Annotated in this window: 11 protein-coding genes and 3 pseudogenes; 8 read left to right on the top strand and 6 right to left on the bottom strand. The window is 37.3% G+C overall.

Annotation, left to right across the window (positions count from 1 at the left end):
• A pseudogene (locus ACRRVB_RS02485) lies at positions 1–186 on the bottom strand (transposase); the annotation flags it as partial.
• 348 nt (positions 187–534) lie between these two features.
• Here ACRRVB_RS02485 and ACRRVB_RS02480 point away from each other — a divergent pair.
• Together ACRRVB_RS02480 and ACRRVB_RS02475 are read left to right on the top strand one after the other, a co-directional pair.
• The gene (locus ACRRVB_RS02480; protein ID WP_432466406.1) at positions 535–843 is read left to right on the top strand and encodes a group II intron maturase-specific domain-containing protein; all 309 of its coding nucleotides are present in this window, start codon (positions 535–537) and stop codon (positions 841–843) included.
• 163 nt (positions 844–1,006) lie between these two features.
• Positions 1,007–1,266: pseudogene (locus ACRRVB_RS02475) on the top strand (transposase); the annotation flags it as partial.
• Positions 1,267–1,336: 70 nt separating this feature from the next.
• Here the strand turns inward: ACRRVB_RS02475 and lpxK are convergent.
• Positions 1,337–2,389: a tetraacyldisaccharide 4'-kinase gene (gene lpxK, locus ACRRVB_RS02470; protein ID WP_432466405.1), complete on the bottom strand. Its 1,053-nt coding sequence runs from the start codon at positions 2,387–2,389 to the stop codon at positions 1,337–1,339.
• A gap of 142 nt (positions 2,390–2,531) precedes the next feature.
• Here lpxK and ACRRVB_RS02465 point away from each other — a divergent pair, with 142 nt between their 5' ends.
• The 6 genes from ACRRVB_RS02465 (at position 2,532) to hflX (ending at position 8,711) form a co-directional block, all read left to right on the top strand.
• Positions 2,532–3,659: a Nif3-like dinuclear metal center hexameric protein gene (locus tag ACRRVB_RS02465; RefSeq protein WP_432466403.1), complete on the top strand. Its 1,128-nt coding sequence runs from the start codon at positions 2,532–2,534 to the stop codon at positions 3,657–3,659.
• 3 nt (positions 3,660–3,662) lie between these two features.
• Positions 3,663–4,412: a zinc ribbon domain-containing protein gene (locus ACRRVB_RS02460; RefSeq protein ID WP_432466402.1), complete on the top strand. Its 750-nt coding sequence runs from the start codon at positions 3,663–3,665 to the stop codon at positions 4,410–4,412.
• Between the two features lie 97 nt (positions 4,413–4,509).
• On the top strand, positions 4,510–4,875 hold the full coding sequence (locus tag ACRRVB_RS02455) for a TraR/DksA family transcriptional regulator (RefSeq protein ID WP_432466400.1): 366 nt from the start codon (positions 4,510–4,512) through the stop codon (positions 4,873–4,875).
• A 61-nt stretch (positions 4,876–4,936) separates the two neighbouring features.
• Entirely contained in the window at positions 4,937–5,650 is a 714-nt protein-coding gene (locus ACRRVB_RS02450) for a pseudouridine synthase (protein WP_432466399.1), read from the top strand.
• A 221-nt stretch (positions 5,651–5,871) separates the two neighbouring features.
• Entirely contained in the window at positions 5,872–7,425 is a 1,554-nt protein-coding gene (gene gpmI, locus ACRRVB_RS02445) for a 2,3-bisphosphoglycerate-independent phosphoglycerate mutase (protein ID WP_432466398.1), read from the top strand.
• A gap of 62 nt (positions 7,426–7,487) precedes the next feature.
• The gene (hflX, locus tag ACRRVB_RS02440) at positions 7,488–8,711 is read left to right on the top strand and encodes a GTPase HflX (RefSeq protein ID WP_432466397.1); all 1,224 of its coding nucleotides are present in this window, start codon (positions 7,488–7,490) and stop codon (positions 8,709–8,711) included.
• A gap of 69 nt (positions 8,712–8,780) precedes the next feature.
• On the opposite strand, the gene ACRRVB_RS02435 is transcribed toward hflX, so the two are convergent.
• The 4 genes and pseudogenes from ACRRVB_RS02435 to ACRRVB_RS02420 all read right to left on the bottom strand — a co-directional run.
• Positions 8,781–9,842: an alpha/beta hydrolase gene (locus ACRRVB_RS02435; protein ID WP_432466395.1), complete on the bottom strand. Its 1,062-nt coding sequence runs from the start codon at positions 9,840–9,842 to the stop codon at positions 8,781–8,783.
• A gap of 105 nt (positions 9,843–9,947) precedes the next feature.
• Positions 9,948–11,129: an alpha/beta hydrolase gene (locus tag ACRRVB_RS02430; RefSeq protein WP_432466394.1), complete on the bottom strand. Its 1,182-nt coding sequence runs from the start codon at positions 11,127–11,129 to the stop codon at positions 9,948–9,950.
• Between the two features lie 107 nt (positions 11,130–11,236).
• Positions 11,237–13,831: an ATP-dependent Clp protease ATP-binding subunit gene (locus ACRRVB_RS02425; protein WP_432466393.1), complete on the bottom strand. Its 2,595-nt coding sequence runs from the start codon at positions 13,829–13,831 to the stop codon at positions 11,237–11,239.
• A gap of 228 nt (positions 13,832–14,059) precedes the next feature.
• Positions 14,060–14,248, bottom strand: a pseudogene (locus ACRRVB_RS02420) (IS5-like element ISCca5 family transposase); the annotation flags it as partial.

Raw genomic sequence — 14,248 nt, 5'->3', positions numbered from 1 at the left:
TCTTCGACTTGGTAATCGCTCAGTCCATACCACTGCTCAAGCAATAGCATTTTAAACAAAAGAAGCGGGCTATAAGCAGGCTTGCCTGATAAACGTAAACCTTTAGGATAATACATACGCAGTTCTTTTTCTACTAATGACCAGTTAATCAAATTATTTATTTGATCAAAAAACGTATGCTTGCATTTACGCCGACTAGCTGATATATCTGATAAACTTAACTGACCGCTTACTTTGATTGACATAATAATATCATAAAATTTTTATTACAAAACCTAAACAATAAATACAAGTTAAGCTTTTAATAAAATTAACAATTACTTTCTTATCCTAAAATCTAAAAACCTATTGCAACGGTCTCATGTCGTAAGAGTGCTCACTTAGCACTGGAAAGATTCAAAGAATTGGCCAAGAGGTTATCGCTCACTATTAACCACCCAAAGACACATATAACGAAACTAACAGAAGGGTTTAACTTCATAGGTTTTAATTTTGTAAAAAGGAAAAGTCGAATAAGTGGAAGAAATACCATCTATGTGTCTCCATCAAAATGATCCCAGCAAATGTAGTAGAAGACCAATCAAACCGGTGGCATTCACAGAGCAAATAAAACCAGTAGTATTAGGATGGGTAAACTATTTTAAGCACACGAATGCCAGTGAATCTTTTCGGAAATTGCAGTGCTTTATCAATAACCGATTTCGCAGATACTTGACCTACAGAAGCAAAGGCCGAGGTTTTGGGTGGCAAAACCATCCCAATAGCAAACTCTACACAATGGGGATGTTTTACATTGGTAGTGGAATGATCAAGTATCCTGAGAGACTTTCGAAAGGTTTATGAAGAAGACTGTCGGGCCGCCGTATTCGGGAAAACTGAACGTACGGTGGGATGAGAAGGGAATGGACAAACAATGAAGAATAAAGTTAACCAGTTGCGGTATTATGAGTAATCAACAGCATCAGGTATGCTTAATTTTAAGTTGTCGAACCATTTCTTTACTCTAGAACAAGTAGTGGTTAGATGGGTAGAAAACCCTTATTGGCAATACTTTTGTGGATATGATTATTTTCAGTTTAAGGCACCTTATAACCCCAGTTCATTGACCCGTTGGCGCCATAGATTAGGTCAAGAAGTTCTTAATAAGATCTTAGCTATGACTATAGATCTAGGCTTTAAAAAAAAGTAGTGACTCGAAAAGAACTTGAAAAAGTTATAGCTGATACTACTGTAATGGAGAAAAATATCCGTTACCCAACGGATACATTAAAATTATTTTTAATCCAAAGCGAGGGAGTTAATACATGCTATGTAAAAAAGTGGGCGAACCATTAGACTAAGAAAGTACAGTTTGTATAATTCTTTTTTCAAAGATTTCCTTTGTTTCTTGTAAAAATCCTATCTCTATAGGAATATAAAATATAGGTAATTGGACCAATGGTTTGATCCAATCATGGGCTATTAATCTTACATAATCTTTTTCCGTTGTAACAATGGCCTTGTCTGTATGGCTTAATCCATTAAATACACTGATCATTTTTAATATATCAGCATAAGTGAACCAGTGATGATCTGGAAAAATTAGGTGTGTAACCTTATGTCCATTGGTTTCTAAATAATTCCGTAGGGGTAGGGGAGTTGCAATACCCGTAACGAGCAATAGCACAATGGGGAGTTTATCTGCTTTTCCGTCGCCTATCATGATAGGATTGTGGTAGATGATATGTGTGAAAAAAATTGGTATAGACTTGGTATAGTATGGTTGCATAGAATCTTTTATGGCTTCCATTTTTAATGAACTAAGATTTGTTGGACTTTTGGTTACCAATATGATATCCGCACGTGATGCGCCTTTACGTGGTTCACGCAATCGACCCACTGGTAGTAGATGGTCCCTAAAAAAAGGCTGATCAAAAGTAGTCAATAAAATATTTAGATGGGGCATTAGGCTAAGCTGTTGAAAAGCATCATCCAAAAGAATTACTTCGACATCTGGCTTGTATTCCATAATTTTGTCTATACCTTTGGTTCTGTTTTCGCAAACTGCAATAAGCACATTAGGGTTGTGTACAAAATAGGTATATAGAAGATAAGGCTCATCACCTGCTGTTAAAGCAGAGTCTAGTCCATTGATTACTTTAAAGTCTACCGATTTGCGCTTATAGCCTCTACTCAGTACGGCTACGATTTGGTGCTTGGCAAGCAATTTGGCCAAATAAATTGTCAAAGGTGTTTTACCGGTACCCCCTACTGATAGATTGCCTATACTGATGACTTTAGGCTTTTTATAAAAAAAGGTTTTTTTAATTTTTTTGTTGTATAGAAACTGACGTAGTGCAACCATTCTTGCATACCCCCAACGCACGCTCTGTAACCATAGTGAAAACATAAAATCTATATATGACTAATAAAAATGATAGACTATAATACCCTACAACAGATGTTGTTACACAAGTAACGGTATTTTTCTTATATTGAAGTCTTATTCAATTAAATTTTAATAAATTTGCACTATACATCTAAACACCCTGATGACCACACAAGCACCGAGATATAGCCCTACTGCTGTTACCATATCTGATGTGATAAACTACCTAGAGCAAAATGTGCAGTTTCAAAATCAGCATAGTGTGGCCACATCTGGTGTAGTAGTTGGTGATATAGGTAGTATAGTAACGGGCATATTGATTGCCTTGGATATAACCGAACCATTATTGGATGAAGCTGTTGAAAATAGGTGTAATTTTATAATCGTAAATCAGTCTTTTTTGAGCCAACCACTCACTGAAATTACTCCAGAAAGTTATGCTGGGGGATGTATCATTAAAGCTATAAAGTATAAGCTGACCATTTATATTTTTAGTACCAATTTAGACCATCTCGGTCAGGGAGCTAGCCATCGAATCGCTGATTTTCTTGAGTTACACGAAACCTACCCCATCATTCCTCAGAAAGAAAGTATGTATAGGCTTACTACTTTTCTGGTGCCCCATGCAGCCAAACACTTAATCCAATCTTTGTGCCAAGTGGGCGCTGTCTTGGCTACTGAGCAGTTAACCACTGTTGCGGTTAATGGCCACTCTACCATAGGATTAGAGGCGCTATCCTATTTTCCTGTTAAGTCAGGGTTAGAATTTTTACAAGAAAGCCAGCTTACTTTTATGGTACCTATGTTTTGTAAGGAAAGAATCATGCAAACTTTACTCCATGTACATCCTTATGAAAAGGTGACCTACTATCTAGAGAAGGTAGAAGTCATTGTAAACAATAGAGGAAGTGGCTTATTGGGTAGTTTACCGATAGAGTTACCAGATAAATATTTTTTAAAGTATATTAAAACAAAGTTGAATTTATCCTATCTTCAACATACAAATTATTTCGACCGACCTATTAAAACAGTGGCCGTTTATGGAGGCAGTGGTAGTGGGCTATTGCAAAAAGTACTTGACAAGAAGATAGATGCCTTTATTACAACCGGCCTACAATATGAGCAATTTTTAGAAGCCAATGGTAAAACATTACTGGTTGATATAGGCCATCGTGCCACTAGATTGGGTCTTAAAAAATTAATACTTGCATTATTATCAAAAGAATTTAATAATATTGTAATACTACGCTGTAAAACTATTACCAACCCTATTCACCACATTAACGATTAGCTAATGGATAAAAATATTGCAATTAAATTAAAAAAGTTGTCTGAAATTCAGGATGTTGATACAAATTTTAATAATATTTTGAAGCTTAGAGGTACCCTTCCAGAAGAGGTATCTGAATTAGAAGCACAGATAGAGGCATTGTCTGTAACTATAGGAGAGCGTGCATCACTATTGAGTAAACTAAAAGAGGAGGTAGTAGGTAAAAAAGCATTTATCAAGCAAGGTGAAAAAAAACTCCAGCAGTATGAAGCGCAGCAAATGGAAGTGCGCAATAATAGAGAATATGACGCCATTACCAAAGAACTTGACTTGCATAGATTGGATATTCAACTTGCAGAAAAATTTCTACGTAATGCCTATGGCAATATAGAGCAAGACCAAGCCAATTTAGAAGATTTGTCGAAACTTTTAGAATCAAAAAAATCTGATTTAGTTTTAAAAAAAGAAGAACTTGAAATAATTTTAAAAGCAAGTGAAAGGGAGGAGCAAGCATTATTTCAAACAAGAAAAGAAATTATAGCTGTGCTAGGTGAGCCTTTGTATCTTACCTATGAAAGGATTAGAAAAAATGTACCCAATAATTTGGCAGTAGTTCCTATTAAAAAAGGGGCCTGTGGGGGATGTTGTATAGTCATTCCTCCTCAGCAAAAAATAGGTGTGTATGAGCGCAATAAAATAGTACTTTGTGAACATTGTGGTAGAATGTTAATTGCTTTGGAACAGCCTATTGATGCATTACTATTCGTTGGCTAAAGCATAAGTGAGGATGCTACATTACTAAGGTGCTCTAATGTAATAAAAATAATTAACCCTATTATTTTACGTTGCGTACCATTAAGATCAAAAAGTTATGGCAGAACAAGTATATTCACCTGAGGAGCTAAAGTTTTTTGAAAAAATTCTTTTAGAAAAATTAGAAAAAGCCAACCATGAGCTCCAAGTATTGGAGAAAGTTTTGAGTCGACAGGAAGCTGGTCTAGAGGTTTCTGGTAAACCGTTTGAAGAAAATGCAGAGGTGATAGAGACAGAAAATGTAGGTCAATTGGCTGAGCGTCAGCAAAAGTTTATAAAACAAATTGAACTTGCTATTCAACGCATTAAAAATGGCACCTATGGTATTTGTGTTTTAACAGGCAAAGTTATAGACAAAGAACGTTTAAAGGTAGTCCCTCATACCATGTATGCAGTGGACGCAAAGTTAAACGCAAAAAAATAATCCTTAGGTCCTAAGTATTATCATTCCTTCATGGAAATTTTTTCTAATTAACGCTTGTGCGGTGTCTTTAATACGGTTAAACAAATTTATTAGTAATGCTGGTCTTTGTGCAAGAAGGGAGGCAGATCAACGCATTCAGTCAGGTGATGTAACGGTCAATGGTGTAGTTGTACAAACGTTAGGTATAAAAATACCCATCGATGCAGTAGTTGCTTATAAGGGCATTCCTTTGCGTCGAGAAAAACTACAGTATATACTTTTGAACAAACCAAAGGGGTATGTGACTACTCTACAAGATCCTGAAGGTAGAAAGACAGTTTTAGATCTGATTAGTAAACGGTATTGTGTCGAACGGATTTATCCCGTTGGTCGACTAGATTATGATACTACAGGGCTATTACTTCTAACCAATGATGGGGACTTGGCCTGTAAGTTGTCACATCCTGCCAGTAAAGTTAAGAAGCTTTATCATGTAGTATTGAATAGGGCGATACAAATTGAAGATTTACATGCGGTTCAAGAAGGCCTTTTACTAGAAGATGGCCTAGTTAAAGTAGATCAAGTCTCTATAGTAGCAGCAGATCCAACCCAAATAGGTATAGCCATCCATATGGGTAAAAATCGCATTATTAGAAGGATTTTTAGCCATTTAGGTTATGTAGTCCACCAATTAGATAGGGTAGGTTATGCCCATCTTACTAAAAAACATATACCGCGTGGTAAGTGGATTTTTTTGCAGGATAAAGAGGTAGTTACACTTAAAAATTTGGTATAGATAGGTACTTGTTTTACAGCTTAGTGCTATACATGCACTATATAGATGTGCTTTTCCCTTTTTATATATAGGCGCAATGGCATAGTTGCTATCTTAGTTATATGGTATTGTTTTGTCATAATCTACCGTGGTATGCTATCCAATTCTGTACGGTTCAATAGAAATATTTTTACCTAGACAAAAGCCTCTCTTTATATAACTGTTTCGTTTTTTATAGCTCTATGCGCACATTTAAAACACCCAAACCCATTGTTTTATTGATACTCGATGGTTGGGGCCATTCAACAGAAGTTCGTTATAATGCTATTGCAGCTGCAAAAACGCCCTATTGGGATTACTTAATAGAGACTTATCCCCATACATTATTGGATGCTTCTGGTCCATCGGTAGGACTACCAGAAGGTCAAGTAGGCAATTCTGAAGTAGGTCATTTGACCATTGGTACAGGTCGTGTTCTAGACCAAGATTTGACCCGTTTGAATAAAGCGATTGAAACAGGAGATTTTTTTACCAATAAAGTATTTTTATCTGCCTTAAGGAAAGCAAATAATAGTGGCGCATCTGTTCATATAGTAGGCCTTTTATCACCTGGAGGAGTCCATAGCCATGAAAAACACCTATACGCTTTGTTGGCGTTGTGTGGGAAAATGGCTGTACAAAACTGCTATATTCATGTTATCTTGGATGGACGTGATACCCCACCTATTAGTGGCGTAACTTCCATCCAACATTTGGAAACGCAATGTAAACAAATAGGAATAGGTCAAATTGTTTCCCTTATGGGCCGATATTATGGAATGGATCGAGACCATCGCTGGGAGCGTACAGAAGCTGCTTATAATTGTATCGTAACCGGTCAAGCGGCCTATCATGCTGCAACCCCTTTAAGCGGCTTAGAAGCAGCTTATGCGCGGGGTGAAACAGATGAATTTGTAGAGCCTACTTCTATTGGTCCATTGGATAGACCACCTATAACGATTGATTCGGGAGATATTGTTTTTTTTATGAATTTTCGATCAGACCGTGTAAGACAACTTAGTCGTGCTTTAATCGATCCTAATTTTTCTAGCTTTAACCGTACGATTTATCCTCATTTAGGTGATTTTGTTTCATTAACCGCATATGCAGCTGATATTCCCAGTCGTATAGCTTTTCCTCCTTTATCTATACAAAATGGTTTAGGGGCTTGTCTGGCCCAAGCAGGTTTAACACAGCTGCGTATAGCAGAAACAGAAAAATATGCCCATGTGACTTTCTTTTTTAATGGAGGCGTTGAAGCGCCTTTTCCCAATGAAAGCCGTCTACTGATTCCTTCTAAAAAAGTAGTTACCTATGATCTAGTGCCTGAGATGCGTATGGTAGAAATTACCGATCAAATGGTTCGAGCCATTGAACAAAAGGCTTATGATGTGATTATTTGTAACTTTGCAAGTCCTGATATGTTGGGTCATACAGGTAATCAATTGGCTACAGAAGCAGGTATTACGGTTGTTGATAAATGTCTTGCTAAAATTATTGCTGCATTAAAGCAGCAAGGAGGTGAAGCAATTATTACAGCTGATCATGGTAATGCAGAATGTATGTATGATCCCAACATACAACAGCCTCATACTGCCCACACTATTGCACCGGTTCCATTGATTTACGTTGGTCAGCCAGCTAAACTAGCTAGCGCTGGCACCTTAGCTGATGTGGCGCCAACATTGTTGTCCTTATTAGGCTTATCACCATCTAAAGAAATGAGTGGAAAAAATTTGCTTCAACTGGTTGTGTGAAACAGACGCAGCAATACCATTACTATAATAGTATATTTTTTTTGTAAATCATCTAGTCATTTATGTACACAGATAGGCCTAATCCATCTAACCTAGTAATCAACGAAGAAACCCAAACAGCTATTTTAATAGCCCTCGTTACTTTCCATCAGCCTTTGGCCAAAACAGAATTATACCTTACAGAATTAGCCTTTTTGGCAGGTACTTCCGGATTAAAAGTTGTTAAAAATTTTATGCAAAGGTTAGACCGTCCAAATGGTACTACTTTTGTAGGTAAGGGTAAAGTAAAAGAAATAGCTGATTTTATAAAATCAGAAAAGGTTAAGTTCGCTATTTTTGATGATGAGCTTACGCCGTCACAAGTGCGCAATCTAGAAAGATTACTAGCTTGTCAGATATTAGATAGAAGTTTATTGATTTTTCATATATTTTCCATACGTGCCCAAAGCAAGCAAGCTAGCACACAAGTTGAATTGGCATACCATCAATATTTATTACCAAGACTTACCAGAATGTGGACCCACCTTACCAATCAGAAAGGAGGTAGTGCAGGTATGCGTGGCCCTGGCGAAAAAGAATTAGAGACAGATAAAAGGATCGTTCAATATAAAATCACCCAATTGCGTAAAAAATTAGCCACTATTGCGCAACAATGTACTACCAGACGCAAGTCGCGTGTTGATTTGATTCGTGTGGCGTTGGTAGGGTACACAAATGTAGGAAAATCTACTTTAATGAAAGTATTATCTAAGTCGGATGTCTTGACTGATGATAAACTATTTGCTACAGTGGATGCTACGGTACGTAAGGTAGTATTAAATCAGAACTTTTTTTTACTAACTGATACGGTAGGATTTATTCGTAAACTACCCCACACGTTGGTGGAATGTTTTAAGTCTACTTTAGAAGAAATTAAAGAAGCCGATTTGTTGTTGCATATAGTAGATGGATCACATGATGGTTTTCAAGAGCAAATAGATATAGTTGATGAAACCCTAGCAGAAATAGGTGCAGCACATCTACCAAGAATTTTAGTATTCAATAAGATTGACATGGTCGCCCAAAGTAAGACAGTTATACCAAGGGTTACGCAAGCAATCGATACACCAGCTGCGCTCAACACAAGATTATATGGCCATACTGATTATCCTGTAGTTTTTATATCTGCCATCAAACAGCTACATATAGATCTTTTAAAAGAAGCCATCACAAAACAAATAGACCAAATTCAAGCAACAAAATATATAAAAGGTGGTGCTGTTGGCTCTGTGGGTGATATTGGATAAGGCTTTTTCTTCTCTTAAATTTTGCCTATAGATCGATTGTATCCGTTATAAACATACAGTTTTAGCGGATTATTGTTTCAGGAATTTTCCAACATTTTGTACCAAGCTTTCAATATATTGGATTAAATCGGTTGATATGCCTTGGGCATAAAGGACCGCTTCACCGTGGTTTACAAATAAACTAGGATCTATAGCAATTAAGTTTCTGGCATGAAGTAGCCCTTTATAGATTTTTCTCTTTATTGGAGGATGGTTGGATCCAACCATAGGTAGGTATGTATGGTCTAAATCTTTTGTCTCTAAGGGGTTACCTACATTTTCTTCCTTACCTAATTGACTGGCTAGTGGAATCAAAGTATCATGTTTTGCCCCTTTTTTACCACTAATAAATAGTCCATAGGCCTCATTTAATTGCGCCATCGACTCCTGGTCTTTGGCTGCTTTGATATGGATATTGAATAAGGATAGCAAATCATTCTGATAGGTACCGATCAGTAGACAAGGTATGTCAACGTTATCTTGTAAAAATCTATATATGCTTTTTAGACATTTACTATTGGGGGTTATATCTTTTAAACCATTTAGCGGCGCCCAGTCTAGACGAGCGACTGTATATGCCCATGCTGCTATCGTGGTGATCCATTTGATTCTAGTGAATGGATAATCTATAAGCTGCAATCCAGCTGCTCCATCGGATATAAATCTTTGCATATCCTTACGCGTGCGCTCAAGTAGCGGGGTGCCCATTAGTGGCGCATTAAGGGTAATGATACCCAGTATATTCAGCTGAGACTTATGCGCTTTTCCTAAGGTACAAGCCAATACACCACCTTGACTATATCCAATAATAATAATAGGAAAAGAAATAGGATCTTTGTGGTATCGGATCAGTTCAAGTTTTATCCACTGCACCATACGCGCTGCTTGTTGATCTATAGATGGTAGAAGAGATTTTAGTCCTGTTCTACAGGTTGGTTGCATGATAAAGATCGCTTTCCCAAATTGTTTGGTCAACTTTTCTGCAATGGGTTTTAGCTCATCTGCCTGGGCGTATAAACCATGTAAAAGCAAAACTGCAAAGCTAGCTACTTGATCTAAACTAGATAGATGTATGCTATTTTTTGTCTGCATAAAGCGAATAAGTAGTTATGTAGCCCCTTTATACCCAAGTGAAAAGAGGCAATTTGAATGTGGCTTATTGGATTAAATAGCCCTGTTGATTCCGATCTGATGCCATTACCAACCATTTCTCAAATTCTGTTTCCTTAAAAACTCTGTTATCAAGGCTATAGCTTTTTTGTTTTGAAATAGCGTTTGACCATATTGCACTGTATAATCAGATAGCATTAGCATTAGATTCCAACAATGGAGTTGATCTTTAGCAATATAGGTTGCTATATTCTTTCTATAAACAGCGTCATTACCACAATCCGCAATATTTTCAAAGCTAGGTCCTCTACATAATTGACTTTTTATCGAGATCAGTATGTCGTGTGCGCCATGCTTGTCTTGCGTAGCCAATAATGCATAATGTTGATTCAGTTCCTGTATTTGGCTTTCATATACTTCTTCATAATCAAAATATTCAGATAGATTAGAAAGGTAACCGCCTATAAGGAGTATAGGAATATCATGGGTTTCTTTGTCGTTCTTATTTTCACGTATGAATTTTTTGATACGTGCAATGCATGTACTATTGCTACGCATATCACTTAACCCTTTGAACAAAAAATCAGTAATTTTGTTGATACAAAACCCGTTGAGCAACCAAGCGGCTAGCTGCATATTGACTTGTGAAGTGTCTGGATGGCCTATCGCATTTAACCCTGGTTTTGCCTTTGTGGTAAACGTTTTTACATCAGCTATTTTATTGTCAAGTGCTTCTGTGCCATACAGTGGTGCATGCGCAGTAATTACAGCGGTAATGTTAAAGTCGTTGCTATGGTTGGCTGCCAATATACAACCCACTAAACCACCTTGGCTGTAGCCAAATATACTGATCTGTAAATCCTGAAGTGCTGCTTCACCATATTTCGGATAGGTATTACGTACTATTTTTTTTATTTCTTCAGCAACTTGTTTGCTTTGCGTCTCAATGGATAGATAGACTGATTTAAATCCCTCTCTACATTTTGGCTGAATGATTAAAATATCTTCTCTAAATGCTTCTGCTGCTGCTTCTTTGATTTTATCATTTTCAGAGGCATCCATGTTAAGACCATGTAACAATACCAAAACAAATTTTGGCAAAGGGGCCATTGTTGTAGCATGATTCGGCTTACTTTTGGCACAACTTGGATTGGATTGTCTTTGTTGGGTTGAACAGCTGTTTATTTCCATTCGATGGTATTGCTGACAGTTGGCCAATGTGTAAGCTACCATTCCATAAAGGTATTTTTTGATAGAGTATGGTCGCATAGGTTGCCTTAAAAATGATTTAGGTAGATGGATTGGTTTAGACCCAATCCATCATTATGGAACTTAAATAAATTTCCCAAATCTTACTATCGAATGGCAGTATTATTTTAGCTAGTATTTGAGAATACTACGGATCCTTTCTGGTAACAAACAAGAATGAGCTGATCTTTGCGCACCTGTCCAGATAGTAATGCTTTAGATAAGCTATTAAGTATAACCCGTTGCATCAATCGTTTTAGTGGTCTTGCGCCAAACTGTAAGCTATATCCTTCTTCTGCTAAGTAGTCTATAAGTGGCTCGTCCATCTCGATGACTATGCCATTCTTTTGTAGATCTGATTTAAGCTTCTCTACCTGAATATGGACCACATCCTTAATAACCCCTTTAGAAAGGGGATTAAACATGATGATTTCATCGATCCGATTTAAAAACTCTGGACGCATTTGGCTTTGCAACAATTGTACGACCGCTGTCTTGGTCTCTTCTAAGCTTTCTTTAGAGGGTAAATCTTCCATACCAGCAAACCCAGTTTGGATAAGATGTGCACCTATATTACTCGTCATAATGATAATGGTATTTCTGAAATTTGCCGTTCTGCCCTTATTATCAGTTAGTCTACCATCATCTAATACTTGCAATAGAATATTAAAGACATCGGGATGTGCTTTTTCTATTTCATCCAATAAAACTACCGAGTAGGGTTTGGTACGTACCGCTTCTGTAAGCTGCCCTCCTTCATCGTATCCTATGTAGCCTGGTGGCGCACCAATCAACCGACTAACTGCATGTTTTTCCTGGTATTCTGACATATCTATACGAATCATAGCCTGTTCATCGTTGAATAAAAATTGTGCCAGTGCTTTAGCCAATTCAGTTTTACCTACACCAGTAGTACCTAAAAAAATAAAAGAACCAATAGGCTTACGAGGATCTTGTAATTCCGCACGGCTTCTACGTACTGCTTCAGCAATAACCTGAATGGCTTCTGCTTGACCAGCGACGCTTTGAGCCAGTACAGTCTCTAACTGTAGTAGTTTTTCGCGTTCATCTTGTAGCATTTTAGAAACAGGAATACCGGTCCTTTGCGCTATAATTTCAGCAATATCCTCTTGTGTGACTTCTTCTTTAAAAAGTGGGCTGGTCTCACGAAGGGCTTCTATCTTTTCTTGTAAAGCTTTGAGTTTTTTTTCTGCTTCTATAAGCTTTCCATATCGTATTTCTGCAACCTTACCATAGTCACAGTTTCGTTCTGCCTCTTCGGCATCCAAACGGAGTTGCTCCATTTGTTTTTTCTGTCTACGAATACCCTCTACAATCGACTTATCTTCTTCCCATTTTGCTTGGAGGGTTTGCTTTTTTTCATTTAGCTCCTCAATCGTTTTAGACAACGCTTCCAACTTTGCAGTATCTTTTTCTTTTCGAATGGCCTCTCTTTCAATTTCTAATTCGGTAATTTTTCGTTGTATTTGGTCTAAGTCTACAGGAACAGCATCCAAATCAATCCGCTTTTTAGCAGCTGCTTCATCCATTACATCTATTGCTTTATCAGGGAGAAAACCTGGTAAATAACGGTCAGATAGACGTACAGTTCCAACCACTGCATTGTCTTTAATGTGTACACCATGATGGAGCTCATATTTGGGCTTTATGCCTCGTATAATAGAAACGGCATGCTCTTGGCTGGGTTCATCTACCATTACAACTTGAAACCTTCTTTCTAGGGCTTTGTCTTTTTCTATATATTTTTGGTATTCTTTTAGTGTAGTGGCACCAATAGCGTGTAATGCTCCACGCGCAAGGGCTGGTTTAAGTAGATTAGCTGCATCCATGGCCCCTTCTCCAGAGGCACCTGCCCCAATAAGCATGTGGATTTCATCGATAAAAAGAATAAACTCCCCATTGGAATCTACGACTTCTTTAATGACTGCTTTAAGTCGTTCTTCAAACTCTCCTTTGTATTTGGCACCAGCAATCAAAAGACCTAGGTCTAATGCAAAAATAATCTTAGATTTGATGTTTTCAGGGACATCACCCGCTACAATTCTTTGCGCCAAGCCCTCTACAATAGCTGTTTTACCTACACCTGGCTCTCCAATTAATAAAGGATTACTTTTCGTTCTACGTGAAATAATTTGTACCGTTCTTCGAGATTCTTCATCACGCCCAATCACTGGATCTATTTTGCCTTCTTTTACCAATTGGTTTAAGTTTTTTGCGTAACGTTCCAATGATCTATACTTAGACTCTGCACTAGGGTCGGTGACCTTATGGGTACCCCGTAAGGATTGAATGGCTTGTAGCAGCGGAGCTTCTTCTATGCCATGCTTTTTCATTAATGTTGCCGTTTGGTCTTTACTCGAACAAAGACTTAAAAGCAAGTGGTCTACTGCGATAAATTCATCGCCTAAGTTTTTCTTGTAACGCTCTGCTTCACGAAGGGTAACATCCATATTGGGTGATAAATAGGGCTGCTGACCAGATGCTTTTGGATAGGTTTGAATCAGTTTATCTAATGCCTCTTCCAGAGGCGTTAAGGCAACTTGAAGTTGCTTAATAAGAAAGGTAACATGTGTTTCATTGCTGATTAAAATGGCCTTCAGTAAGTGACCATTTTCGATCGTAAGTTGTTGGTTTTGTCCCGCTATTTCTATAGCCCTTTGTATGGCTTCTTGTGCTTTAATAGTATATTTTCTAGGGTCCATAATGTTTGTTATTGATCATTACTTAACGCTTTGCTGTTAAATATACCATTTTTTTATAAAAGGGTTAAGACTATTGATCTGTCTATACTGGGTAATATTTGATCGTATAAAGTAACCACCATCGTAGAGATGCAACGTTTGGCATCTGTCTATGGACAGAGTAGAGGTTCTGTCGTGTCGTGTGTCGTAGATAAGTAGTCGGCCCTGAAATATTATTTTTGAATAAATTTATTGAATGGATATTTCTTTATAATATATATGGTTTATCAGGCGCTCTATTTTTCTTACCCAAGATATAGGTATAACTGGTTTTGGATTAAGAATTTTAATTATATAGGTTTTAATTTATTTGACTGTGAGGGTATTAAGAATAATTTTCTTGTAATCAGTCGTAGGTTATGAGCAATAGCACATAAA

The organism is Candidatus Cardinium hertigii, from assembly GCF_050864855.1.
Lineage (GTDB): Bacteria > Bacteroidota > Bacteroidia > Cytophagales > Amoebophilaceae > Cardinium > Cardinium hertigii_C.
This window is presented reverse-complemented; position numbering and strand designations above follow the sequence as displayed.